Annotated in this window: 23 protein-coding genes; 13 read left to right on the forward strand and 10 right to left on the reverse strand. The window is 45.3% G+C overall.

Annotated features, from left to right (window positions below; translation table 11 throughout):
• Positions 1-45 precede the first annotated feature (45 nt).
• Positions 46-321 (reverse strand): peptidoglycan-binding domain-containing protein, encoded by a 276-nt coding sequence (locus tag ACT7WV_RS15825; protein ID WP_445103799.1) that lies wholly within the window; start codon positions 319-321, stop codon positions 46-48.
• Between the two features lie 296 nt (positions 322-617).
• On the reverse strand, positions 618-1,034 hold the full coding sequence (gene tnpA / locus ACT7WV_RS15830) for an IS200/IS605 family transposase (protein ID WP_445105625.1): 417 nt from the start codon (positions 1,032-1,034) through the stop codon (positions 618-620).
• A 51-nt stretch (positions 1,035-1,085) separates the two neighbouring features.
• Between tnpA and ACT7WV_RS15835 the strand changes: the two genes are divergently transcribed.
• Complete coding sequence (locus ACT7WV_RS15835; RefSeq protein WP_445102270.1) at positions 1,086-2,306, forward strand: RNA-guided endonuclease InsQ/TnpB family protein; 1,221 nt, start codon at positions 1,086-1,088, stop codon at positions 2,304-2,306.
• Positions 2,307-2,394: 88 nt separating this feature from the next.
• On the opposite strand, the gene ACT7WV_RS15840 is transcribed toward ACT7WV_RS15835, so the two are convergent.
• Positions 2,395-2,601 (reverse strand): hypothetical protein, encoded by a 207-nt coding sequence (locus ACT7WV_RS15840; protein WP_445103800.1) that lies wholly within the window; start codon positions 2,599-2,601, stop codon positions 2,395-2,397.
• Positions 2,602-2,847: 246 nt separating this feature from the next.
• Here ACT7WV_RS15840 and ACT7WV_RS15845 point away from each other — a divergent pair, with 246 nt between their 5' ends.
• Together ACT7WV_RS15845 and ACT7WV_RS15850 are read left to right on the forward strand one after the other, a co-directional pair.
• The gene (locus ACT7WV_RS15845; protein WP_445103801.1) at positions 2,848-4,344 is read left to right on the forward strand and encodes a glycosyltransferase; all 1,497 of its coding nucleotides are present in this window, start codon (positions 2,848-2,850) and stop codon (positions 4,342-4,344) included.
• A gap of 203 nt (positions 4,345-4,547) precedes the next feature.
• The gene (locus tag ACT7WV_RS15850) at positions 4,548-5,705 is read left to right on the forward strand and encodes a GDSL-type esterase/lipase family protein (RefSeq protein ID WP_445103802.1); all 1,158 of its coding nucleotides are present in this window, start codon (positions 4,548-4,550) and stop codon (positions 5,703-5,705) included.
• Between the two features lie 93 nt (positions 5,706-5,798).
• On the opposite strand, the gene ACT7WV_RS15855 is transcribed toward ACT7WV_RS15850, so the two are convergent.
• A complete protein-coding gene (locus ACT7WV_RS15855) occupies positions 5,799-5,999 on the reverse strand; it encodes a hypothetical protein (protein WP_445103803.1) in 201 nt (66 codons plus the stop codon).
• A gap of 148 nt (positions 6,000-6,147) precedes the next feature.
• On the reverse strand, positions 6,148-9,237 hold the full coding sequence (locus ACT7WV_RS15860) for a UPF0182 family protein (RefSeq protein WP_445103804.1): 3,090 nt from the start codon (positions 9,235-9,237) through the stop codon (positions 6,148-6,150).
• Between the two features lie 80 nt (positions 9,238-9,317).
• On the opposite strand from ACT7WV_RS15860, the gene ACT7WV_RS15865 reads away from it, so the two are divergent.
• The gene (locus ACT7WV_RS15865) at positions 9,318-9,455 is read left to right on the forward strand and encodes a hypothetical protein (RefSeq protein ID WP_445103805.1); all 138 of its coding nucleotides are present in this window, start codon (positions 9,318-9,320) and stop codon (positions 9,453-9,455) included.
• 199 nt (positions 9,456-9,654) lie between these two features.
• Here the strand turns inward: ACT7WV_RS15865 and ACT7WV_RS15870 are convergent, their stop codons facing one another.
• Together ACT7WV_RS15870 and glpX are read right to left on the reverse strand one after the other, a co-directional pair.
• A complete protein-coding gene (locus ACT7WV_RS15870) occupies positions 9,655-10,941 on the reverse strand; it encodes a glutamyl-tRNA reductase (protein ID WP_445103806.1) in 1,287 nt (428 codons plus the stop codon).
• 443 nt (positions 10,942-11,384) lie between these two features.
• Positions 11,385-12,419 carry a class II fructose-bisphosphatase gene (gene glpX / locus ACT7WV_RS15875; protein WP_445105668.1) on the reverse strand — a complete coding sequence of 345 codons (1,035 nt, stop codon included), beginning with the start codon at positions 12,417-12,419 and terminating at the stop codon, positions 11,385-11,387.
• A 601-nt stretch (positions 12,420-13,020) separates the two neighbouring features.
• On the opposite strand from glpX, the gene grxC reads away from it, so the two are divergent.
• The 4 genes from grxC (at position 13,021) to ACT7WV_RS15895 (ending at position 15,934) form a co-directional block, all read left to right on the forward strand.
• Positions 13,021-13,341, forward strand: a complete 321-nt coding sequence (grxC, locus tag ACT7WV_RS15880; protein ID WP_445103807.1) for a glutaredoxin 3 — start codon at positions 13,021-13,023, stop codon at positions 13,339-13,341.
• 197 nt (positions 13,342-13,538) lie between these two features.
• Entirely contained in the window at positions 13,539-14,588 is a 1,050-nt protein-coding gene (locus ACT7WV_RS15885; RefSeq protein WP_445103808.1) for a cyanophycinase, read from the forward strand.
• Entirely contained in the window at positions 14,557-15,054 is a 498-nt protein-coding gene (gene tadA, locus ACT7WV_RS15890; RefSeq protein WP_445103809.1) for a tRNA adenosine(34) deaminase TadA, read from the forward strand. Before ACT7WV_RS15885 ends, tadA begins: the two co-directional genes overlap by 32 nt.
• A gap of 133 nt (positions 15,055-15,187) precedes the next feature.
• Positions 15,188-15,934, forward strand: a complete 747-nt coding sequence (locus ACT7WV_RS15895; protein ID WP_445103810.1) for a lysophospholipid acyltransferase family protein — start codon at positions 15,188-15,190, stop codon at positions 15,932-15,934.
• Between the two features lie 122 nt (positions 15,935-16,056).
• Here ACT7WV_RS15895 and psbC read toward each other — a convergent pair whose 3' ends face one another.
• Both psbC and psbD read right to left on the reverse strand, forming a co-directional pair.
• Positions 16,057-17,442, reverse strand: a complete 1,386-nt coding sequence (psbC, locus tag ACT7WV_RS15900; protein ID WP_445103811.1) for a photosystem II reaction center protein CP43 — start codon at positions 17,440-17,442, stop codon at positions 16,057-16,059.
• An 84-nt stretch (positions 17,443-17,526) separates the two neighbouring features.
• Positions 17,527-18,585, reverse strand: a complete 1,059-nt coding sequence (psbD, locus tag ACT7WV_RS15905; protein WP_445103812.1) for a photosystem II D2 protein (photosystem q(a) protein) — start codon at positions 18,583-18,585, stop codon at positions 17,527-17,529.
• A 703-nt stretch (positions 18,586-19,288) separates the two neighbouring features.
• Between psbD and ACT7WV_RS15910 the strand changes: the two genes are divergently transcribed.
• The 4 genes from ACT7WV_RS15910 to ACT7WV_RS15925 all read left to right on the forward strand — a co-directional run bounded on the left by ACT7WV_RS15910 (position 19,289) and on the right by ACT7WV_RS15925 (position 23,265).
• The gene (locus ACT7WV_RS15910; protein ID WP_445103813.1) at positions 19,289-19,855 is read left to right on the forward strand and encodes a photosystem I assembly protein Ycf4; all 567 of its coding nucleotides are present in this window, start codon (positions 19,289-19,291) and stop codon (positions 19,853-19,855) included.
• Positions 19,856-19,930: 75 nt separating this feature from the next.
• On the forward strand, positions 19,931-20,683 hold the full coding sequence (locus ACT7WV_RS15915) for a peptidylprolyl isomerase (RefSeq protein WP_445103814.1): 753 nt from the start codon (positions 19,931-19,933) through the stop codon (positions 20,681-20,683).
• 44 nt (positions 20,684-20,727) lie between these two features.
• Complete coding sequence (locus tag ACT7WV_RS15920; RefSeq protein WP_463424176.1) at positions 20,728-22,017, forward strand: beta-ketoacyl-ACP synthase; 1,290 nt, start codon at positions 20,728-20,730, stop codon at positions 22,015-22,017.
• Between the two features lie 153 nt (positions 22,018-22,170).
• Positions 22,171-23,265 (forward strand): ATP-binding protein, encoded by a 1,095-nt coding sequence (locus ACT7WV_RS15925; RefSeq protein ID WP_445103816.1) that lies wholly within the window; start codon positions 22,171-22,173, stop codon positions 23,263-23,265.
• Between the two features lie 74 nt (positions 23,266-23,339).
• Here ACT7WV_RS15925 and ACT7WV_RS15930 read toward each other — a convergent pair whose 3' ends face one another.
• Positions 23,340-23,930: a hypothetical protein gene (locus ACT7WV_RS15930; protein WP_445103817.1), complete on the reverse strand. Its 591-nt coding sequence runs from the start codon at positions 23,928-23,930 to the stop codon at positions 23,340-23,342.
• Between the two features lie 134 nt (positions 23,931-24,064).
• Between ACT7WV_RS15930 and ACT7WV_RS15935 the strand changes: the two genes are divergently transcribed.
• On the forward strand, positions 24,065-25,645 hold the full coding sequence (locus tag ACT7WV_RS15935; protein WP_445103818.1) for an FAD-dependent monooxygenase family protein: 1,581 nt from the start codon (positions 24,065-24,067) through the stop codon (positions 25,643-25,645).
• Positions 25,646-25,765 lie beyond the last annotated feature (120 nt).

Raw genomic sequence — 25,765 nt, forward strand, 5'->3', positions numbered from 1 at the left:
ATTTAGTTACTAGCAAGAAGTTGTCAAGCCGGAGCGAAGCACTAATTAGCAATTGTACTTGTTATATAAGGCATCCCCTAAAGCACGCCAAGTCAACTTACCAACGAATCCGTCCACAGCTAACTCGCTAGTTCCCCTTTTTGTGTTGTACGCTTGTTGAAAATCTGTTACCGCGTCTTCTGTTAACACATCATAGGTTGCATTAAAAGTAACTTTGGTGCCAATGAAACCAGCGTTGAAAAGACTCAGTAAAAGCTGCTGTAATAATCTAACAGCTTCACCAGTATCACCTAAGTTCAAAACTGGCAGTGTACTATTCATGGTTAATCCCCTATAAACTCTATATTTGGTTTAATTGACTCTTGCTGTCACACATCAAGAAGATACGATTGATCTTCTTAATATTGGCAATTTTGAGAAAAAGGTCAGTTTCCCAACCTACCTAAATTCTAACTGAACAGTAAATTATTTGTCGCCAATTTTACGGTTAAATTACCAAAAAAGTGCTCTAGTGACTCAAATATCACGATTTTGTAGCGCTTACGATGGATAATTATTACAGTTCTTAATTTTTAAACAATTAGAGAGTGAGGATGATTTGACCAAAAATATGGGATTCAAGCCCCGTCCTTCCAGGACGGCTTTTCTTGATTCTTGATGTACTGGATAAGCACTTCAATAGGAGCGCCACCAACAGACACGGCAAAATAGCTGGGACTCCACAAAGCTGTTTTGCCGTGCGGTTTTTTAAAGCCAGCCTGTCCATAACGACGACTTGAGACACCTTTTAGAGCATTCACAATTTTCGATACAGAGAGCTTTGGTGGATACTCAATCAATGCGTGTACGTGTTCGTTCTCACCACTGATTTCTAGAATTTGAAAGTTCATCTGTGTTGCTACGTGGCGAAATACTTCTTCGATTAATTTCAACTGTTCACCACTAAAAATCTCATCCCTATATTTAGTCACGCAGACCAAGTGAATCTTGAGGTCTGTAACGCTATGTCTTTCGCTCCGGAATTGAGTAGTCATTTCCTGTAGACCAATGTATAATCCAAACACAGACCAATCCTATCACGGAGCATGAAAGCAAGATACCAGTATCGTTTTTACCCAACAGACCAACAACAGCAGAGTCTAGCTCGGTTGTTCGGTTGCGTCCGTGTTGTGTATAACGATGCGCTTGCAATCTGTAAGCAATCTGTTAGTGTTAGCGTTAGCGAAGCGAGACCGTTAGGTCTAGCGGGCGAGCGTACCGCAAGGGCAAAGAAGCCCAAGTCGGCTGAACTTCAAAAGATTGTTATTACTCAGGCGAAAAAGACTGAGGAAAGAGCTTGGTTAAGCGAGGTGTCGAACATACCGCTACAACAGTCTGTAGCTGATTTAGAGATAGCTTTCAAGAACTTTTTCGATTCCTGTAAAGGCAAGAGAAAAGGTAGAAAGGTTGGTTATCCAAAGTTCAAAAAGAGGAATAATAGCCAATCGGCACGGTTCAGGATTGGGGGTTTCTCCATCAAGAAAGATGGTGTTTATCTTGCAAAGATAGGTGTTGTCAAGCCTGTCTGGTCAAGGGATTTACCTACGAGTCCTAGTTCCGTAACCCTTATTAAGGACTGTGCCAACCGTTACTTCTTAAGTTTTGTAGTAGAAGTAGAGCCTGTTCAGGCTAATGCTAAAAACCAAAGCATTGGCATTGATTTGGGTATCAAAACCTTGGCTGTGATGAGTAACGGTGAAAAAGCTTTCAGTCCTTGCTACAAACGTTTAGACCGTAAAATGCGTAAATTTCAACGGAAGTTGGCGCGACAACAGAGAGACTCAAACAGAAGACATAAGACCAGAATTCAGATAGCAAAACTGCACAATCAAATTGCAGACACTCGCCAAGACTTCCTGCACAAATTGTCTACCAAGGTCGTTAGTGAAAACCAAACTATCGTCTTAGAAGATTTAAATGTATCAGGAATGGTCAAAAACCGCAAACTCTCTAGAGCAATTAGTCAGCAAGGCTGGCGAGAATTCCGGGTCTTGGTTGAGGCAAAATCTGAAAAGTACGGAGGCAAGTTTGTAGCCATCAACCGTTGGGAACCAACTAGCCAAGCCTGCTCTGATTGTGGCTATAAATGGGGCAAGATTGATTTATCGGTGCGTTCAATACTCTGTTTAGGTTGTGGCAGCGAACATGATAGAGACGAAAACGCATCTGCAAATATAGAAAAAGTCGGCACGGGGCATCGGCACGACTCTAAATGTACGTCCAGACAGAGTAAGACTACTTCGGTAGCATTAGTCAATGAAGCGTAAATAATCCCCGTCGCTTCAGCGCGGGGAGTATGTCAACTAGCCAATTAATCTCATACCAATGGGTCAGTTCAGAAACTGTGTGTATGTACTAGATTAGTACTCCCAGACGACAGTTTACTCGCCGCAGATTGACTTCGGCAACAGCTACGTTTTTCCTTTCTAGGACAACCCTTGTGGTGTTAAGCAGTGGGACTGACAAACAACGGTAAGTTAGTTTAGAGTGAAGATTTATAACAAAGATGCGACCAAGGCGTTGATGCTGAAGATAATCTCGGATTTTTCCAGCGATTTGCATCTACTTCTGAGTTTGAAGTCAGTTTTGCTCCCTTATCGGCAAAAAAGTGTAAACTACCTGACAATAACCTGACTTTGTACTTACCCTGTCTAGCTTCTGTGAGTACTCCCAAGCCTTACCTCAAAACTATTTTCATTAATTCGGAACGATTGAGAATCAGATTTCGGGAAAGACCTGACCATTAGATGGTTTTAGTGCTTTCTATGAAAAGCCAGGAAAACAACGGAACATTATTATAATCCGACGATGCACATTGGATTTCTTAACCCCCAGGGCAATTTTGATTCGGGCGATAGTTACATAACCGAACATCCTGATTTCGGCGGTCAACTAGTCTACGTTAAACAAGTTGCTTTAGCGATCGCTCAACAAGGTCACAAAGTCGATATTATTACTCGGCAAATTATCGATCCAGACTGGCCAGAGTTTGCTGAGCCCTTTGATGCTTATCCAGGTGTAGACAACGTCCGCATCATCCGGCTACCAGCAGGACCCAAAGAATTTCTGCGCAAAGAACTACTCTGGCCCCATCTGGTCATTGACTGGGTGCCTAATCTACTGAAATTTTATCAAGGGGAGGGCAGCTTACCAGATATCATGACTGCCCACTACAGCGATGGTGGACTCTGCGGTTTGCTGCTAGAGGAAAAAACAGGCTTGCCTTTCACCTTCTCCGCCCATTCTCTGGGTGCGCAGAAGATGGACAAACTGGCAGTCAGCCCAGAAAATCTAGCAGAAATCGATGAATACTACAACTTCAGATACCGTATTTTAGTAGAACGGCTGAGCATGAATCGCTCAGCGATCAACATCACCAATACACAGCAAGAACGCTTCTACCAATACGCTCATCGAGCTTATCGAGGGGCAGTAGAGATAAAGGATGATGCTCGTTTTGCCGCGATTCCACCGGGAGTAGACCCCTCCACCTTCAGTGCTCAAGTGAAGGCTCATAATGAAGAAGCCACCTACCAGCTCATTTTAGAGCGATTTGCACGGGATATCACTGAGTCACGGAGAGATTTACCTACTATCCTGGCATCGAGCCGCTTAGATCCCAAGAAGAATCTCCTCGGGCTAGTGCAAGCCTTTGCTGATAGCCAGGAACTCCAAGAACGAGCCAACCTGGTGATGATTACCGGCGGACTAGACAATCCCCTGAAGGAGCAAGCCAAAGACGAGGTGACTGAAAAGCAGGTGCTAGCTCCCATCCGCAAGGTGGTCGAAGAAAACAATTTGTGGGGAAAAATTAGTGCTTTTAGTGTACCGGATCAACCAGCCTTAGCGGCAACCTATCGCTTTCTAGCTCAACGTCGCTCGGTGTTCGCCCTAACCTCGCTGTTTGAACCCTTCGGCCTAGCTCCCTTAGAAGCAGCGGCTGCTGGTCTACCCTTAGTGGTAACGAAAAATGGCGGGATCACTGAGAGCTTATGCAACGATGACGGAGTATACGGCGTGCTAGTTGACCCAGACGATCCTGCTGACATAGGGCGGGGCTTAGAAAGCTTATTGTGTGACCCTCAAAAGTGGGAAAATTTTGCTCAGTCTGCACAGCAGTACGTACTCAAGTATCATACCTGGGAAAGTACTGCTCAAGAATACCTGAACCAGATTGAGCAGATTGTCTCCTCTCCCAAAGCTTGCTCTCGGCATGAGTTACTACCCATCCATCCCTATTTTCTTGATCCCAAACCGGAAAATGAGGTTTCTTTAGAGGAATTGAGCAAGCTCTACTTTGGCTAAAATTTTTTTAATTCTTCAATAATTCATCTCAACAGAAGCTTTCGAGAAAAAAGGAAACAATGATGGCCTTAGATAAAAAGTGATGTTTAATTTAAGGGCAGAGGCTCTCTGAGAGGAAAGTAGTCTCTACTTTAGCGAAAAACTTCCTGACGGTTAGAAACACTTGTTGTCAACAGAAAAAGAAAGCGTTGTGGCTTTGTATAATGACCGATTCTTACTTGTTGACAACAAGCCTCTTAACAGTGGGGACAGTCGGGCTGGCCTCAGTCCCGCCTTCCTTAGGACTACCCCCAAATTTACCTAATAATCTCTCTAACTTATTGACGGCATCTGCCGCTCGTATGTTGCAGCCTATTGCCAATGACAGCATTGACTTACCTGCTGTGGGAATTTTTCCTGAATTAGGCTTTTACCCGGAATTTAGTTCCTACTCCTCTAACACAACCAAGCAGCTAACTCAGGATAGCTCAGAAGCGATAACCTTGGATTTAACACCAAAAGCAGAACCAGCCTTAATAGAATTAGCTGCCGAACAGCAAACTTTCTCCCAACCCAATTTAGCTTTTCCTTCACCAGTCTCTGGAACTCAGTTCTATCACCAACGGTTAGCTGCTCTGCAAGCCGGAAAAATTTATACGCGCCTATCTAGTAATAGTTTTCAGTCATCCTGGGCAAGTGATGTGTTCTCTGAGGCACTACCATCACAAAAACCTAACTACGGACAGTGGAAACATCTTCTGGAAGAAGAAGCTAGAGCAATAAGTGTTGGACAGGGTGCTAATAAGCTGGCTATTTTAGTGGGAGATTCGCTGACTATGTGGTTTCCCTCAGCGCGACTTCCTCATGGTCAAATTTGGCTTAATCAAGCAATTTCTGGGGAGAATACTAGTCAAATTCTGCAAAGGTTACCCGCCTTTTCGCAAACTCGACCCAGTACTATTTATGTGATGGCTGGTACTAATGATTTGCGTCAGGGCGTAACTGACCAAATCATTCTCAATAACTTGCGCCAGATAGTGCTTCGTTTGCGCCGGAAGCACCCCCAATCTCAAATAATTTTACAGTCAATTCTACCCACACGCTCACCAGAAATTCCCAATCAGCGGGTTCACAACCTTAATCAACAGATTGCTATTATTGCTCAACAAGAAGGGGCTGGCTATCTTAATCTCTATACTTTATTTACCGACGATCAAGATCAGCTACGGCAAGATTTAACTACTGACGGTATACACTTAACACCTCGCGGCTATCAAGTTTGGCAAAGAGCGCTGCAATACGCTGAAGCCGTGATGGCGGTAAATCAAGATCAACAACAAAATATAGAGCCAAGAGCAACTGACGCTCTCGACGCTTCTTGAGAGGGCCTAACGCGGAGCTTGGTAGTGGTAAATTCTCCGTAGATGTTGGAGTATCTCCGCGTCTCTTTGTCCTCTCAATCTTCTCTGGCTGTTCTAGATTACTTGCCGCGAGACTAACTTTTCTATGTTCGCTTGGGTTTGTTGTAGTAACTCCTCCCGAGAGTCCACAGCCTTAGTCAGTGTGGGAACTAAATTACGAGCTTGCAACGCCATGTGAAGCTGAAGCTGAGCAACGTACTCACTAATATCTTCATGAAAAAGATCTTGCGGGGCTTGAGTAGAATGCGAATTCAAAGTGTTCTCCTTCCCTGGCTTTTTGTTGTCTTCCAACACCAGTAGAAGTTATCACGGTTCTTTGACACTCTTAGGGATTTGTAATTTAAGTTTAAAAATATCGGAAAATTTTGTGAGCAAGTGTAAACTTTCAAAAATTTGACCAGGGTTAGGGTAAAGGGAGTTCATCTAGTGGTCTAATAATTGTCGGTGCCGAAGTTGGCTCTGGCTCGAAGATGGCGTTGAGCGCTTCCTCTAAAGTTGGAGCCATAACAATCCGGTTTTCGTAGACTACAATCACCCTAACTAATGTCGGTAGGCTATTACGTTCGGCTTCTAAGTATAGCGGTTCAACATAGAGTAGCGATCGCTCAATGGGAATTACCAATAGATTACCCTGAACCGCTCGTGAACCTTGACGATTCCATAGAGAAATTTGCTCTGATATTGCCGGATCTTGATTAATTAAAGCTTCAATCTGCTCTGGACCGTAAATCAGTTCTTGCTTAGGAAACTGGTAGAGTAGCAATTTGCCGTAGTTAATGCCATCTGAGCGACCTGCCAACCAAGCAATCAGGTTGTTACGTGCTACAGGGGTAAAGGGATGGAGCAAAATAAACTCCTCTGATGCAGCAGTTGGCAGTTTCATGATCAGGTAGTATGGTTTCACCGATTGTGGTTCGGTGCCATAAATCTCTTGGGGAATCCGCCACTGGTCTTCCCGATTGTAAAATACATTCGGGTCAGTCATGTGATAAGTTAGCAAACGCTCCGATTGGATGCTAAATATGTCTACCGGATAGCGAATATGTCTCAACAGCTCTGCTGGCATATCTGAGAGAGGCTTGAACATGCCAGGGAAAATCTTATCCCAAGTTTGAATAATTGGGTCTTCTGGAGCTGCGACGTAAAAACTGACATTGCCATTATAGGCATCGATGACAACTTTAACAGAGTTACGGATATAGTTAAATTCGTATTCGCCGGGATCGGAATAGGGATAGCTTTCGCTGGTAGTGTAAGCGTCAACAATCCAATAAAGATAGTTCTGAGCAGCACCAGCTTCAGCTTCTTCTGCATTGGCTGTAACGATGTAAGGATCACCGTCGTAGCGTAAGAAAGGAGCAATTGCCCGAATCCTTTGGTTGATATCACGGCGCAACAGCACCTTAGTTTGGGGAATAAAGTTGCGGGTAAATAGCATCTGCCAGTCTTTGAGATACTGAGCAAATAAAAGCCTTCGCCAAATTGAGCCAAGAGTAACGCCGCCAGTGCCGTCATAAGTGTTGTAAACGTTATCTTGACCACTGGGATAGTCTAATTCCCTAACTTTCGTCGGAGTCATGACATAGTTATCCGTCAGTTCTCCGTAATAAATTCGGGGTGTACCGATGGGAATACTCTCGTCAATCAATTCGCTTGAGGTGGATAAATCTCCCCCAACACCGGAATTTGCACCCGTGCCAATATCCTTAACGTAGTAGTTAGGTAATCCCCCATCGCCCACCCGGTTCACCGGACTGAGGGTAAAGCCATAGCCGTGGGTATAAACTAGATGTTTGTTGACCCAGGTTTGAGCCGATTGAGGAACAGCTTGGTACTGTAACTCCCTAGGTGAAATAATCACCTGTTGCTTTTCCCTATTTATTAAAGCTGGAGAATCGGGTATCGAGAAATTCCCTCCATTTCCTTCCCCCAGTTGACTAGAGGGAGAAATACCACGGGTTTCTATGGGCAAAATATAGCGGTCAATATCGGCATCGGGAAATTCGTAGTAAAGTCTGATTCTTTGTAGCTGGCGATTGGTTTGTAGTATTGGACGACTATCCCAGAGACGGATATTGCGGATCGTGAGGATATTTTCATCCAAGTCTGCCCTACTAAGTTTGCCTTCAGGGTTAAAGATTCTCGCGTCAATACTATCGAGGTCAAATGCTGTTCTTGTCAGGGCAATACTGCGTTCAATATAAGGTTGTTCTCTGTCTAGTTCATTGGGCTGCACGCTCAAGCGCTGCACTGTGGCGGGTAGAATAACGCTGGTAACTACTACTACCGTGAAATACAGCGCGCTGATCACCACTACTGCTTTACCGGTTACTTGGAAATTCCCTAACCAGAAAATCATCCTCAATAGCAGGAAAATAGCGATCGCTACAGCCAAAATACTCAGACCTGTATTGACTGGTAACTGAAATTGTACGTCAGTGTAGCTGGCACCGTAGGCAACGCCACGAGGGGAATAGAGCAGTTCGTAGCGCGATAGCCAATAACGTAGGGCTATTGAGAAGAAGGCTGCAGCAGTGAGTCCGTACAAGTGGCGCAGCTGGTTTTGAGAAAGTCCTGGAAATTTGCCCTGAGAGAGGCTATCTCCGGACACTAAATAAGTCAGTAGTACTGCTAGTAAACCAAAGACAAACAGTCCACCTAGCCAAACATCTAACAGCCGCCACAGGGGAAAGCTAAATATATAAAAGCTAATATCATTACCAAACAGTGGATCTTCGGCATTAAAGGCAGTGGGATAAAAATAGCGCAGAATACGTCCCCATTGTCCAGATAGTATCAACGACCACACCAAGCTTAAAGACACTGCGGCCGCAGCTAACCAAAACTGAGGATTGAGCATCAGCGCGATAACAACTAGCAATAAAAAACCTAATTGCCAAATTTGTTCTGGTAACTGCTGGAATAATAGTTGCTGCAGGGTTGCCCAACCCAGAGGGGGTGGTACTGTAGGCGTTATGTTCGGCAAGTTCCAATCAGGATGCCACAGTTCTAGGCTCATTTCGCCGTAGTGCAACAGCATTATCCCTACCAGCACACACAGGCAAAGTACTAAAGGCAACAGTGACGGCAAGTTAAAGGCTGCCCAGGTATGATGGCTTGGGTTGGCTTGGGGTCTGGTTTTAACCTGCGAAACTGTTGATTCTAAAACGCCAACACCTGGACTGCGGAGTGCCGAATCTGGCTTATGTAAAGAGGCATTTGATCGTGTCTCTAAGGATGCAGAAATGTCTTTAGGATACTTGAGGCGGTTGGCAAGGAATAGGTTACTCAGCAAAAACCCAGCCGATAAGATGAAAACGACTGTCCAAGTACCTATCTGGGTTTGCAAACGCAATCGGAATACTGGTAGATAGCCGACTTCGTTGAACCAGAGAATTTCTGCTACCAAGTAAGACAAAAAGTCCCAGGTTAGCCAAAGCCCCAGTAGTAAGGTGATCAATCGAAAAATTTGTTTTTCTAACCTTCTAGACATGAGTGCTGCGATGGCTAATGCACTCGTATCGTAAAACAGAATTACAGGAAACAGCTATTACCATTAGGGAGGAGTCTGTGATGGGAAACGCAAGCCAAAGCCTGAGTGGCAAACTGGCAACCATGGAAGCAGCTTTCCCAAGAAAAGAACCTCCGTCACTGGCGACAGAGGCTCCAAGCATGGGCAAAGTTGTCTCAATAGTTAAATCTCTTCTCTAATCAGCTCTAAACACTTTGCTTCGCAAGGGGTTAACCCCATACAAATTTCATATTAAGTTTTTGTGATGGCGAAAACAATGCTTTTCTTGTGTTTTCTTGTAAAAAAAAATCACAAAATGCCTGGAGGAGAAAGTGGCTGGTTACACCAAGGGGTGACGAGACGGGTTACTCTTCGTCACCTCTCACCTCTCAAAATAGCCTAGCTAAATTGCTCACCCTTATCTAAGTTAAAGAGCATTTGTAAAGATTGCATGGCTCGCCGTCGGGTTTCAATATCTTGTTGGGCCCTTAACTGAACCATGGGATCGTGAAGAATTTTGTTGACAATTCCTCGTGTTAAGGCTTCGATAACTTCTTGATGCTTGTCTGCAAATTCTGCTCCCAAACGGGATAAAGCTTTTTCCAGCTCTTGCTCACGGATGGTTTCTACCTTGTCTCGTAAGCAACTAATAGTACTTACTGTTTCTAGCGATCGCCACCACACCTCAAAAGCTTCTACTTCTTCTTCCAACAAAGCTTCGGCTTCCATGGCCATCTGACGGCGGCTTTCTTGGTTTTGTGCAACCACAGCTTTTAAATCATCAACATTAAAAGCTTGTACGTTATCTAGATCGTTAACATCTGCAGCAACATTACGGGGCACAGAAATATCAAACAGCATTAAAGACCGGCTGGGCTCGAGAATAGCTTCAAGTTGCGAGCGGTTCAACAGGGGTTCAGTAGCAGAGGTACTGGTAAAGACAATATCAGAAGTGCCAATCACCCTCATCATGTCAGAAAGCAAATGCAGTTGTAACTGGGCATTAGCAAACTGGTTAGCTAATTCCTCAGATCTTCTAGTGGAGCGGTTTAAAATCGAAATATTAACAGCCCCTTTTGCCAGAAGGTGTTGCACTAGTAAGCGCGACATTTTACCAGCACCGATAATGGTGAAGCGATAGGGTGCTAGGCTCTGGACTTTCAGTTGAGCTAACTCCACGGCGGCTGAGCTGATAGAAACAGCACCTGTACCAATGCTAGTTTCGGTTCGCACTCGCTTACCTGCGGTAATTGCCTGTTTGAAGAGGCGGTTGAGCAGGCGTCCGATACCTTTGTGTTGCTGACCAATTTTGTGAGTGTTTTTGACCTGCGCCAAAATTTGCCCCTCTCCGAGTACTAGGCTATCGAGGCCAGCAGCAACTCGCATAAGATGCATAACTGCATCCTGATGTAACAAAATAAATAGATGTTGCCGCAGCTGATCTAAGGGAATTTGGCTATTCTCTGAGAGAAACTGGCTCAATTCTCGGATTCCTTGCTCAGTTTCTGTCGCAACTATATAAATTTCCAGCCGATTACAGGTACTCAGTATTGCTACTTCCTCGATGTGGGGATAGCTACAAAGCTGAGCTATCACACCTTCCATTTTGGCTTCTTGAATACTCAGTTTCTCCCTAACCTCTACTGGCGCTGTCTTGTGGCTTAGACCTACCACTGCGATATTCATGTTATCTCCCAATTTTTGTTTTATTGTCAGTCAGTTATCACGTAGTTTGCTAAGACAATTAGGCACAGTTACAACCTGTCCAATCTGCAAATTTTAGCCTTAAAAGTGAGCTTACTTCTTAAATTTTGGATAATTTTTTTGCCGGAAGACATTCTTGATTACAGTCTGCTCAAAAGCGAGATGTGTTATCGCCCGGACTTTTTGGACTAGCTCTTGAGCATTTTTTTTACGACTAACCAATTGGTAAGAATCACTTTCTTTTCAAAGCTCTTTGCTGCCAAACGGCTTTCAGCTTAGCTTCCACAACCATCCTAGTGTTTTTTTTGAACCAAGTAGGGCGCAATGGCAACATTTATCTTGCAGCCATCGCCCCTACTTTGATTTTCAATTAACTAAGGTTCGCTTGCCGAATCAGTTGTTACACCGAAAGCAAATTGGTGTAACTACAGTTGTATATATTTTGGATTATCCAACATGTGGATTGTATCTACAAACCGAGCTGTCTTTGACTGAGAAGAAATTACTAAGCTTTGAGTCCTTGCCCCACCATGAAATAGCCGTACGCCTTCCATTAGGGTTCCTGGGGTGATACCACAAGCAGCAAACAATACTGTTTCACCAGAGGCTAGCTCGCTGTCATTATAGACCTTATCGGGGTCTTTAATACCCATTTCTGTGAGCCGCTCAACATTGCTTTCTTTGCTCTCTCCAATCAGACCAGTTTTGACAACAGCAGGGTCATAGATCAGTTGACCTTGAAAATGTCCCCCTAAACAGCGCATCGCTGCTGCCGAAATCACGCCTTCTGGTGCTGCACCAATTCCCATTAAAGCGTGGATATTAGTACCAGCAAAAGCACAGGAGATCGCTGCTGAGACATCACCGTCGCTAATCAATCGCACTCTCGCACCAGCTTCACGGATCTCTTTGATTAGTTCGTTGTGGCGATCGCGTTTCATAACAACAACTACCAGTTCCTCGATTGCGCGATCAAGGCACTCAGAGAGTATTTTCAGGTTTTCTGTCGCCGACTTGTTGATATCGACACGACCCTTTGCTTGGGGTGGTGCTGCTAGCTTCTTCATGTAAAAGTCGGGAGCAGCAAACAGACCACCTTTCTCGGAAATTGCCAGCACAGCCATTGATCCTGGTTGCCCGTACGCTACTAGGTTAGTCCCTTCGCAAGGGTCAACAGCGATGTCAATTTCGATCAATTCGTCTGGGTTACAGTATTCCTTGGCATCCTCACGAGTACAAATACCAACTGCTTCGCCGATATAGAGCATAGGAGCATCATCTCGTTCTCCTTCACCGATGACAATGCGACCCCGCATGTGAATTCTGTTCATCCGCTCCCGCATGGCTTCTACCGCCACTTGGTCGGCTATGTTTTTCTCACCTTTGCCCATCCATTTGGCTGAGGCAATTGCGGCTTGTTCCACTACCTCAATAATTTCTAGGCCTACGGCAGTTTCAATCACGAAGCTTTTCCTCTCAACTGTAAATATTTAAACTTGATTGTGTTAATCCCCACTCCAGTGTAAAAGTCTATCAGACGCTGGGATCCACACTAAATCAAGTATCCCTCGTTTGTGTTAAGTTTTTATGCGACCGAGGAAATCAGTTTAGCGAAACTCTTCTGCTTCCTGAAATTGACACTTCCGTTGTAGTCCCGACTTACTAAGCATCAGCTAGTGGCAGGTCAGTTAATTGATTTTGGGGTAATCACCTAATGGCGATCGCTAAATTTGAGGACAAATTTACTTAAATCAGTTCCTGATTGACTGATTATGGTGCATCTTTAGGAGGAAAAGTCACTAATTTCCCATCATTGTCCATTGGCAAGTCATGCTGATTTAGGTCACGATAGAAGATTAATAATCAACAAATTGGGGCAAAATGCCGATGGTGTTTTGACTAAAAAAATCTCAGTTTTCAGAGATAAAAAACTTCTTGAGTAATTTCGGAGATTAGAGAATATATTTTCAATACATCTTGCCTTGAGATAGAAAAAACTGTTTTAAACTTATAGATCTAGATCAAGAAGATAAATTTACTAAAAATTGACGGCTTTCAAAAATGCTTAATTTTCTCAATTCCCTCCTAGGACGTAACCCAGAACAGAGCCAAGCCAATGTGGAAATCTACACCTGGCAAACTTGCCCTTTCTGCATCAGAGCCAAACTCTTACTCTGGTGGAAGGGTGTTAATTACACAGAATATAAAATAGACGGCAATGAAGAAGCCAGAAACAAAATGGCCAAACGTGCCAACGGGCGTCGCACAGTTCCACAAATTTTTGTTAATGACCAACATATAGGTGGCTGTGATGACCTTCATAGCTTAGATACTAAGGGACAATTGGACGCTTATCTGAGCCAACCAGCCCCCGAACCCTAGAAATTCTTCTTGGGAGAAGATTCTCATTTAGTTACTCTGATCGCAATGCCTTGGTTTTATTAAAGTCCAGTAGGCAATGGCTTTTACAGAAGCGGTATTTAAAGAATGAAATGTTAAAAAAAATTAAAAGAGCATTAGTCATTTGATCAGAATGTTTGACTATAACTAAAGACATCATCAATACTTAACTTACCAATATGAGGGTAGGACGTTTATTAATCAGCGCAGTAGTATTTTTGTTGATTGCCGGGTTGGCATTTCCTGCTAATGCCAATATCAAAAGCTATTTAATCAGTGACGCCCCAAATGTTAATCCCCCCCTAGCTGGCCCTTCTTATGATCTAGGCGGCGGTGGTTTTGACGTGGACTCTGCCATCCAATCGATAATTGACCAGGTTAGGGATTGCACTAACTGTCCGACCGAGGTAGATGTTGTCGTAATCCGCTCTTCTGGTGGAGATGGTTACAATGAACCGATCTATCAAATGAGGGGAGTTAACTCTGTAGAAACCCTGATTCTCACCACCCGTGAGGATGCCCAGCGACCCGATGTTGTCGCTACTATTAAAAACGCTGAGGTGATTTTCTTTGCTGGCGGTGATCAGTGTACCTACATTAAAAATTTTCAAGGGACAGGTTTAGAAACTGCCGTAGAATCTCTTGTGGCTAAGGGAGGTGGTGTGGGCGGAACTAGTGCTGGCGCGATGATCCAAGGCAATTTTATTTACAATGCTTGTGATGGGTCTGTGAAATCTCGTGAAGCCCTCAACGACCCCTATAACAGTGATATCAGCTTTACTTCTAACTTCTTCAATTGGCAATACCTAGAACCAGTAATCATCGACACTCACTTTGACACTAGTCACAGAATGGGTCGCCTGATGACGTTCATTGCTCGTAAGCTGAAAGAAGATCAAGCTGCCAGTGTTTTGGGTATAGGTATAGATGAGGGAACTTCGGTGGTTGTAGACAGCAAAGGTCTGGCTCAGGTTCAAGGAGAGGGCAAGACTTACTTTGTCCTGGGTGACCACAAGCCAGAGGAATGTGAGCCAGGAGTACCCCTAACCTTTTCTGACTATAAGATTTGGCAACTGGGTAGCGGCGAGACTTTCGACCTAAAAAACCTGCCCCAAAATGGCTATAGTTTGGCAAGTGTTAACTCTGGTCAGATTATACCGAATCTGTACGATCAACAGATACGACCCTTGAAACTTCATGGCTTGGCAAATCCCGCCTCCGGCAATTAATGACCCTGTATATTTAAATCATCGTCGATGGATGAGAAGCGCTTTAGAACTTGCCCAAGCAGCGGGTGATGCTGGTGAGGTGCCTGTGGGTGCAGTGGTTGTTGATGCTGTTGGTAAATTGATAGCAGCAGGAGAAAATCGCCGAGAGCGCGACAAAGACCCTACAGCCCATGCAGAAATTATTGCCATCAGAGCTGCTGGTCAAGCTTTGCAAAACTGGCACCTCAATAACTGCACCCTTTACGTCACCTTGGAACCTTGCCCAATGTGCGCCGGTGCAATCGTACTGGCGCGGCTTGGTCTGCTGGTTTATGGAGCGGATGATCCAAAAACTGGCGCAATTCGTACTGTCGCCAATATCCCTGAGAGCGCTTGCTCTAATCATCGATTGCCGGTCCTCGCTGGAATCATGGAGTCTGCTTGCCGAGTGCAGCTACAATCCTGGTTTAAACAGCGCTGTAGGTGACCACGTATCTATTGCTATTGAGCCAATCTCAACCATGACACCAGTGAAACTGTCCCTAAGATTGCAGACAGAAAGCGCTAGAAAACATAAGGTATAAGTGAGACCAGGATGCAGTCACAATACTTAATCCTCGATGATTCAGCTCGACCCCCGTGAACAGACCCAAGCAAAGACACAACCGACTACGCAGAGTAGGGAAACCTCAACTGCGGCAAGAGAAACTTCGCTCACTTCTAGTGTGAGCCAATGGTTAAAACCCATTCTCTACTTTTTGGGGCGTCGTGTTGTCATGCCGTTTTACTTCCGCCAATTGCAAGTGACGGGTCAAGAAAATATACCTAGGACTGGCCCAGTAATTTTGGCTCCTACTCATCGCTCTCGTTGGGATGCGTTGGTAATTCCTTATGCTGCCGGGAAACCAGTCACTGGTCGCGACTTGAGGTTTATGGTTACAGCGAATGAATGCGAAGGTCTACAAGGCTGGTTCATTAGGCACATGGGAGGATTTCCTGTGGACACTAACCATCCCAAAATTGGCAGTATACGTCATAGTGTCGAACTTCTGCGCAGTGGCGAAGCGCTGGTCATGTTCCCTGAAGGTAATATCTTTCGGGATGGTAAAGTTAATCCTCTCAAACCCGGTATAGCTCGTATTGCTTTGCAAGTAGCATCAAGTCAACCTGGAATAGAGCTAAAAATTGTACCTATCAGCATTTGTTACAGCCAACCAGTACCCCACAGAGGGTCTGAGGTTAAAGTTAACATTGGGTCTCCTTTAGTCGTAGCTTCCTATGGCAGCAAGTCAGCTAAAAAAAGTGCCCAACAACTGACAAATGACCTAGAAACTGCACTACAAAACTTAGCTGAAGATCAAGCCTGAGCAGCAGATGTCGCATCAGTGTTGAGGTAATTTCGGCACTTCAGGCAAAAAAAAGGCTCCCGCTAACATGCAGGAGCCTTCCAAATATTAAGCTTTTAGTTCAAAACTGCATCTATCCAACCTTAGTCAAGGTTAGGCATAGACAGAACTGGCTCAGTCTCACGGTCAATACCTTTCTCAAATCCAGCAGCGGCCGCACGAGCACGACCAGCGTGCCAGAGGTGACCAATTAGGAAGAAGAAACCTAAGACAAAGTGAGAAGTGGAAAGCCAAGCACGGGGGTTAACGTAGTTAAAGGCGTTAGGCTCTGTAATAATGCCACCCACCGAGTTGATTGAACCGTTGGGAGCATGGGTCATGTATTCAGCTGCACGGCGAAGTTGCCAAGGCTGAATATCATTATTTAGTTTGTCGATGTCAAGACCATTGGGTCCCCGTAGAGGCTCCAACCAAGGACCTTGGAAATCCCAGAAGCGCATGGTTTCACCACCGAAGATGATTTCGCCAGTGGGAGAGCGCATCAGGTATTTACCTAGACCTGTAGGACCTTGAGCAGAAGCGATGTTAGCACCCAGTTTCTGGTCACGCGCCAAGAAGACGAAAGATTGAGCTTGGGAAGCTTCGGCGTTTGTTGGGCCGTAAAATTCGCTGGGGTAAGCGGTGTTATTAAACCAAACGTAGCAAGAGGCAATAAAGCCCATTAGGGAAAGAGCGCCCAGACTGTAGGAGAGATAGGCTTCTCCAGACCAGATAAAAGCGCGACGAGCCCAGCCAAAGGGTTTGGTGAGGATGTGCCAGATGCCGCCAAAAATGCAGATCAGACCAATCCAGATGTGACCACCGATGATGTCTTCCATGTTGTTGACGCTGACGATCCAGCCTTCGCCACCGAAGGGAGACCTCAGTAGGTAACCGAAGATTACCAGAGGGTTCAGCGTTGGGTTATTAATGATACGGACATCACCACCGCCTGGTGCCCAGGTATCGTATACGCCACCGACGAACATTGCCTTAATCACCAGCAGAAAAGCTCCAAGACCTAAGATAATTAGGTGGAAGCCGATGATTGTGGTCATCTTGTTCTTGTCTTTCCAGTCGTAACCGAAGAAGGCGGAGTAGTCTTCTAAGGTTTCTGGACCACGAACCGCGTGGTAAATACCGCCTAGACCAAGAACAGCGGAGGAAATTAGGTGCAGTACACCGACGACGAAGTAAGGGAAGGTGTCGATAATTTCGCCACCAGGGCCAACGCCCCAACCAAGAGTAGCAAGGTGGGGAATCAGGATGAAGCCTTGTTCGTAGATGGGCTTCTCCGGCACGAAGTGAGCGACCTCAAACAAGGTCATTGCTCCAGCCCAAAAGACAATCAGTCCAGCATGGGCAACGTGAGCCCCCAGCAACTTACCGGAAAGGTTAATTAAGCGGGCGTTGCCAGCCCACCAGGCAAAGCCTGATGATTCTAGGTCGCGATTACCCGCAACCACTGCATTACTAGAGAGTGTTACCACAAGCTATTACCTTTTCAAAAAGACTAACGATGTAATCTTGGTGAATGTCCAAGTAGAGTCTTCCACATTCACCTGGAAGAGTTTTTACAGAGCGTTACCGCGAGGTAGAACTTCCTCAGGGAACTCAAAACGTTGATGGGGTTGGTCTTGAGGTGCCATCCAAGCTCGGATGCCCTCATTGAGCAGAATGTTCTTGGTGTAGAAGGTCTCAAATTCTGGGTCTTCCGCCGCACGGATTTCCTGGGAGACAAAGTCGTAAGCCCTCAAATTGAGCGCTAAACCAACGATGCCCACCGAACTCATCCACAAGCCGGTTACTGGCACAAACAACATGAAGAAGTGCAACCAGCGCTTGTTGGAGAAGGCAATACCGAAGATTTGTGACCAAAAACGGTTGGCAGTTACCATCGAGTAGGTTTCTTCGGCTTGGGTCGGGTTAAACGCCCGGAAGGTGTTGGCTTTGTCGCCGTCTTCAAACAGGGTGTTTTCCACCGTGGCACCATGAATGGCGCACAGTAGCGCTCCTCCCAAAATTCCGGCAACTCCCATCATGTGGAAGGGGTTGAGTGTCCAGTTGTGGAAGCCTTGCAAAAACAGCAGGAAGCGGAAAATTGCCGCTACTCCGAAGCTGGGAGCAAAGAACCAGCTAGATTGACCCAAGGGGTACATCAAGAAGACGCTGACAAACACCGCAATCGGGCCGGAGAAGGCAATGGCGTTGTAAGGGCGGATGCCTACCAGGCGGGCGATTTCAAACTGACGTAGCATGAAGCCGATCAGTGCGAAGGCACCGTGGAGGGCAACAAAGGCCCACAGACCACCGAGTTGGCACCAGCGGGTGAAGTCTCCCTGGGCTTCTGGTCCCCACAAAAACAGCAGTGAGTGTCCCAAGCTGTCGGGAGGGGTTGAGACGGCAACGGTTAGGAAGTTGCAGCCTTCCAAGTAGGATGAGGCTAATCCGTGAGTGTACCAAGAACTCACGAAGGTGGTGCCGGTCAGCCAGCCGCCAATTGCCAGGTAAGCGCAGGGGAACAGCAGTATACCTGACCAACCGACGAAAACAAAACGGTCACGCTTGAGCCAGTCGTCGAGGGCATCAAACCATCCTCGGCTACTGGGCGCGCGTCCTACAGCTATAGTCATAGTGTCAAATCCTCTTACCTTAACTATCTTCAAGGATTCTATTGTTGACGCTCTCGCGTCTTTTTTGACACTTTCCATGCTGAAAAGCTGTGGAATTTTTGAGAAATCAACCACCCTAGTGAGCCTATTCTCAAGGGATGTGTCAAGCACCCCTCAACCACCTGCCGGATGACCAGCTAGTGGTTGCTTAATTTTTCTTAAACTATCATGCTTCGGCTATTTTATACCGATCTTTTCCAAGTAGGGTAAGGCTTTCGATGCCTACATACAATAATAATTAATATCAGATATTTTACAAATTGACATATACACACTCAGAATTTTTTCAGCGGCTCTTATCGTAGCAAAATCCCCCAGGGAAGGGCATTGAGCTTACTGCCTAAAAAAATAAGCTTCCTAAAAAAATGAGCAACAGTAATCTTTTTGGGGGAGGATGAAGTGGTATCAGCACCTTAGTCCCTCTGCTGGAAGTAGGGTCTAGCACACTAAGTCATACTCGGATCGGCTTTAGTCATCTGGAGTGACGATTGCTTGAAGTCAATCGTTTGTTGGTTTGAGGAGGAACCAGAAGAGATACAATTAAAGCTCGGAAAATATCCTCTGCCAGAGCAGGATTCAAAGGAAAATGCACACCATAACCTTAGGGTTTGGCGTTGGGAGAGGTCACTTTAAATCTTGAGATTGAGAGGGCAGGAATTTATCCATGACAGCATCGACAACCCAAAGAGAGAGCAGTGTAATTCACCAAACTGTTTTAGGCTCCCGCCGTTTTAGTAACTACTGGTGGGCAATTGTAGTTTCTTTGGGAGGTACAGGTTTTTTATTAGCAGCGCTTTCCAGTTACCTTAAGGTAGATTTACTCCCCATAGGTGATACCACCGGACTGATATTTATTCCCCAAGGGGCGGCGATGGGCTTCTATGGCGTCGCTGGTGTGCTGTTAGCCCTTTATCTATGGTTGATTATTTTATGGGATGTTGGAGGCGGCTACAACGAGTTCAACAAAGATACAGCCATGATGAAAATTTTTCGTTGGGGCTTTCCTGGTAAAAATCGTCAAATCGAGTTTGGCTGTCCCCTTAAAGATGTTCAGTCGATCCGAGTGGAAATCAAAGAAGGTCTCAACCCTCGTAGAGCGCTGTATCTAAGAATAAAAGACCGTCGGGAAGTTCCCCTAACTCGTGTAGGAGAGCCATTGTCCTTGTCAGAACTGGAAAATCAGGGAGCTGAGCTAGCTCGTTTTCTGCAAGTTCCCCTTGAAGGCTTGTAACTAATTTGGTCGAGCGCCCTGATATCTGCTTAAGATAATTCAGTAGCTGATGCTACAAGAAGGTTGAATTAAAACATGCAGGTAACAATCCGGCACTGGTTACTATTGCTTTTGGTAATTATGGGCTTGAATCTGGGGGGATGTGGTGCTGCTCAACAGGCAGCTTCCCTTGACTCCTCTGGCGACCCCTCAACCACGGAAACAGTATCTTCTCCTGTGAATACCAGTGGCTCCCCACAAGTCACCGATTTACCTAGACTTGAAGGAAAAGCGACTGTGGTATTGACAGTTAAAGGCTCACCAATAACAATTGAAGTTAATGGGACAGACGCCCCAATTACAGCAGGAAATTTTGTCGATCTTGTTGAGCAAGATTTCTACAACGGTCTGGTGTTTCACAGGGTAGTACCGGATTTTGTAGCTCAGGGTGGTGACCCCCAAAGCAAAAATCCTAACTTTCCGGTAGAGCGTTTAGGAACAGGTAGTTTTGTTGACCCAGAAACCTCACAACCTCGCTACATTCCTCTAGAAATTAAGCCCCAGGGAGCAAAAACCCCAATCTATAGCAAAACTCTGAAAACAGCAGGTGTATCTAATCCTCCTGAATTAAGGCACGAGCGAGGTGCTGTTGCCATGGCTCGCTCCCAAGCTCCCGACTCAGCTTCTTCGCAGTTTTATATTACTCTGGCAGCACAGCCTTTTTTGGATGGTGACTATGCTGTCTTTGGCTATGTTACAGAAGGAATGGATGTCGTAGACAAAATTCAGCAAGGCGATCGCATAGAGTCAGCAGAGGTGACCCAAGGCATCGAAAACCTGAAGAAATAGTTAGCAAACTGGCAAGGGATAAAAGCGATTGACTGAGTAGGTAAGTGGTGGAGGTAGTAGTTACAGGCATCGGTCTTATCTCGGCTTTAGGTCAGCTCCAATCTAGCTGGAGGAGTCTTCTTAATGGTGAATCCGCGATCCGAGAGCATAAACCTTTTCCCGATTTACCTGCTCTACCCATAGCAATGATGGGAAAGACAGCAACTTACCTAGACAAGCTTACCCAGCTTGTCGTAGCAGATGCTCTAGAGGATGCCGCTCTAACAACACCAATGCACGAATGTGGGGTTGTGATTGGGTCAAGTCGCGGCTGTCAAGCAGCTTGGGAGCATTTGGCACTAGAACGGAGAAAACAGGAGCATGGGGACACAGAGGGAGAAGGGGAAGGTATAACTAAGCAAAAACTTGCCCAACAGAGGTACACAGACAAAAATACAACGCCTTTAAACCTTCATCCTTCACCTCTACCTTCCTTCCTTACTGCTTCTGATTGTAAATTGTCTAAGATTAGCTTAGAAGGTTGGTTAGATACTCTTCCAGATCGTGCTGCGCTCTGTGCGGCTCGTCAGATTGGTTCACAAGGACCCGTTCTAGCACCAATGGCAGCATGTGCAACAGGAATTTGGGCTCTTGCCCAAGGTTTTGAATTGATTCAAACTGGTCAATGTCAGCAAGTTATTGCCGGTGCTCTGGAAGCACCAATCACTCGGCTGACTCTGACTGGCTTCAACAAAATGGGGGCTTTGGCAAAAACTGGTGCTTATCCTTTTGACAAGCATCGTGAAGGCTTAGTATTAGGAGAGGGAGGTGCTGTGTTAGTCTTGGAGTCGGCTGAGAATGCCTTGAGGCGAGGGGTGCCAATTTACGGTCAGTTGTTGGGTTTTGGCTTAAGCTGTGATGCCTATCACCTCAGTGCTTTAGCTCCAGATAGGCGCAGTGCAACTACAGCAGTCAAGCAATGTTTGCATCGCAGCCACCTCTGTTCGGCTGAAATTGACTATATTCACGCTCATGGTACCAGCACTCAACTAAATGACCAAAATGAAGCTCAACTAATTCAATCTCTATTTCCCCAAGGTGTACCCGTCAGTTCTACTAAAGGAGCAACAGGTCATACACTTGGAGCCTCTGGAGCCATAGGTGCAGCTATTTGCTTGATAGCATTAAAGTATCAGCTACTACCTCCTTGTGTAGGACTAAAGACCCCAGAGTACAGCCTAGATTTTTTGCATTCACCGCGTCCGGGGAAATTCGAGCATATGCTTTGTTTCAGTTTTGGGTTTGGGGGGCAAAATGCAGTGGCAGCTTTGGCGAAAACCAACCAGTCAATCTAAACTTTAAGTCTTATTTGTTATTTGCTAATAACTCAGGATTTATAACACTTTCCGGAAACTAGCGAATATTGTAGAAGTAATGAAAGAAGAAGCAGTTCGGCAGATCAAGTACGCCTATCTGCAACTGTATGATTAAAATACAGGTGTACTTATATGGATCTGAAATACCATCAATTTATTTCATTTTTTGAAGCGGAGCAAGCAGAACAGCTTTGTCAAATCGCCATCACAGAGAATTTTCCTAATCAAAAAATTCTTTTTGAAGAAGGTGAAAAACCAGATTTTTTATATCTGATTTTAGTTGGCAAAGTGGTGTTTAAAAAACACATAGCTCATAACCAATATCAGACTCTAGCTCAGGCTTTACCCAATGCTTATTTTGGGGAGTTGGGCATTTTGGATGGGCAACCGCGTAGTGCTCAAGCTATAGTTTGTGAGGGTTCGACCTTAGCTAAACTTGAGCGTCAAAGCCTGATGGAAATTTTACTAAATGCCAAAGGTAGTACTGTACTTAAAGTTTTTGGCTACACGACTCAACGCCTCAGAGACTCTACAGACCAATACGTGAAGCAGTTGATTTACAAAGAAAAAATGGTGCTAGTGGGAGAGATGCTCAACACAGTCATTCATGATTTCAAAAGCCCTTTGAGCGGTATTAATCTATCTAGCAGCATGGTCAAAGAGCTGCACCCAGATCTAGAAACAGTTGAGTGGTGTGAACTCATTCAGGCTCAAGCTCAGCGCATGTCAGCAATGGCAGAGGAACTGTTAGAATTTTCTCGAGGCAATACTGTTTTACGTAAAAAGCCAGTAAACTTGGCTAAAGTATTGGAACGTTTTGAAAAACTCAACCATATTTATCTTCAAGAAGCACAGGTTGAACTGGTTATCAAAGCAGTAGATGTAGTGGTCAATGCAGATGAAAACAAACTACTGCGGGTTGTACAAAATTTGGTAAGTAACGCTGTTGAGGCTTTCAACCATCCTGGCGGTCGTGTCGAGATTACTGTTGGAGCGAACGGGAGATGGGGGAGAATCAAGATTACTGATAACGGGCCTGGTATCCCAGAAGAAATTCAAGAGCAATTCTTTGAACCTTTTGTTACTCACGGCAAGCGAGGCGGTACTGGACTAGGAACAGCGATCGCTAAGTCGATTATCGATGCTCACGGTGGAGATATTTCTTTTGAGTCCAGTTGCCAAAAAGGAACCGTATTTTGCATCATTCTCCCCCTAGTCAGCAGTTAGATAGCCTCTGCAAAAGCTTGGCAACTTTTAAAATAAGAACCTAGGTAGTTAGCCACGAAAAAACTGCCCAGGAATTAACCGGCATCAATCACTTCCAGTTCCCTGCCATTTTCCGTCACAACCTCTAGTGGCAGTAGAGGTTGATTTTCTTTTCGGGAAAATTGAATAAATTGGACACCTTGCTGTGTCGGCTCAACTACCAAAACATAGTGATTATCCAGCCACTTCAGGTTTACTACTCTGTGAAGTATTAGCCAGACTTCTGCTATCTCACCAGTATTAATTTGAGCAACGCGAGAGGACGAATCGTAGCAACCAAAGAGCGTATCTTCGATTGTCCAAAGACCGGAAAAGTAGATAGGTTCAATACGAGAACTTAGACCATAACTAGTAAAAGAGAAAATATTTTGCCCTCGAAAAGTTTGTAGCGTACTTTTAAGGGGTTCTCTCGTCAAGTCAGCACCATAACGCGGTATCGTCTGAAGCTCTCTTATTTGTTCTGTCTCCGTGGGACGCCTCCAAGTATTAGATTCGCCGCAAATCTCATAGGATACGTCTGTCAGTTGGGCAATCTCAGACGATGGAGATTGCGCACAAGCTGGTAAAAAGCCAGCCCCAAAAATTGCTAAGCTTACCGTTAACCCAAGTAGCACTCTCAGTTTCATCAACCCAAATTCCACAGTACCAGAAGCTTTATAGTAAGTAACAACCTGATAACTCAATGATAACGATCACACAACTACGTTCCAGGTAAGCCAGTTAGGATGGAAAGGGAGCATCTCACCATCAAGAGAAGTCGATGACCCAAACCGAAAAAATTCTCTCCCAACTTCCGGGTGATATCCTCGGCCGCCTGCGCAGTGCAGATAAAATGTGGCAAGCCTTCAAAGAAAACACATTACCAGTTCCCCTTGTTGTCAAAGAAAGCAAAGAGCCTTTAGGCACCGTTGATTGGGATGTTATCATCTGCGGTGGCACCTTGGGCATTTTCCTCGGTGCTGCTTTGCAAACACGAGGCTGGCAAGTTGCACTAATTGAGCGGGGCATCTTGCGGGGTAGAGACCAAGAATGGAATATTTCCCGCCAAGAGTTAGAGGTGTTTTTAGAGCTAAATTTGCTCACCCTAACTGAACTACAGGAAGCGATCGCTACTGAATATAACCCCGGTAGAGTCAGCTTTTGCCAGGGGTCGGATTTCTGGATCAAGGATGTTCTCAATATTGGTGTTGACCCAGTTTTCCTTCTTTCCACCCTCAAATCAAAATTTCTGCAAGCTGGTGGCAAGTTGCTAGAAAAAACATCCTTCGAGGGGGCTACTGTCCATCCTAACGGTGTTTCAGTAGAGTTGCAGACCCAAGGCTCAAATTTATCTGCAAAGCTGCCACCTACCAGCTCAATCAAGACAAGATTGCTCATTGACGCCATGGGCCATTTTTCTCCGATTGTTAGGCAAGCACGACAGGGAGAAAAACCAGAAGGTGTCTGTATCGTAGTCGGTAGTTGCGCTCAAGGCTATCCCCACAATCAAGCGGGTGACCTCATTGTTTCTTTCACCCCAATACAAAATCAATGCCAGTACTTCTGGGAGGCTTTTCCTGCTAGAGATGGTAGAACTACTTATCTCTTTACCTACCTAGACGCCCATCCAGAACGTCCCAGCTTAGAATTTTTCTTGGAGGAGTACCTACGCCTCTTGCCAGAATACCAGGGTGTGGAATTGTCTCAAATTGATTTCCAGCGAGTACTCTTTGGCTTCTTTCCCTCTTACCGCCACAGTCCCCTGAGAATGCCCTGGAACCGTATCTTACCAGTAGGCGATAGCAGTGGCTCTCAATCGCCAGTCAGCTTTGGTGGATTTGGCTCAATGGTGCGGCACCTGAAGCGTCTTACGGAAGGAACTCATGAAGCTCTCGCCTGTGATCTTCTCACACAAAAATCTCTAGCACAGTTGCAACCCTATCAGCCGAATATTGCTGTTACCTGGATGTTTCAACGAGCGATGAGCGTAGGTAGACAACAACAGCTAGCCCCCAATCAAATCAATGATTTACTGACTGCTGTCTTCGAGGCAATGGCAAAGTTAGGGGATGACGTACTACGCCCCTTTTTACAGGACGTTGTACAGTTTTCTGGACTTTCAAAAACACTTTTGTTGACTTCGTTGACTAAACCTGGAACTGTGATACCAGTGATTCCTCAAGTCGGGCTGACAACCCTTTTAGATTGGATGGTTCACTATTTCAACTTAGGTATCTACACTGGCTTGTCTTCTTTGGGGCAACTGACAACTGAACCATTGAAAACACTGCCAGTAGTACCACAATACTATTACCATCGTTGGCTCGAAGCATGGCGCTATGGCTCTGGCAGGGATAATTAAATTGAGCAAACCTCATCCTCAGGGAGAGGGAGCTTTATTTTGACGACTCTCGCTGTTAAGTCAAAGGCTTGTCCTAGAGCGAAGCCAAGGATTATCACAGGAGCGTTCTTGGGGCATTTT

This window comes from Symploca atlantica LB2515 (assembly GCF_052546295.1).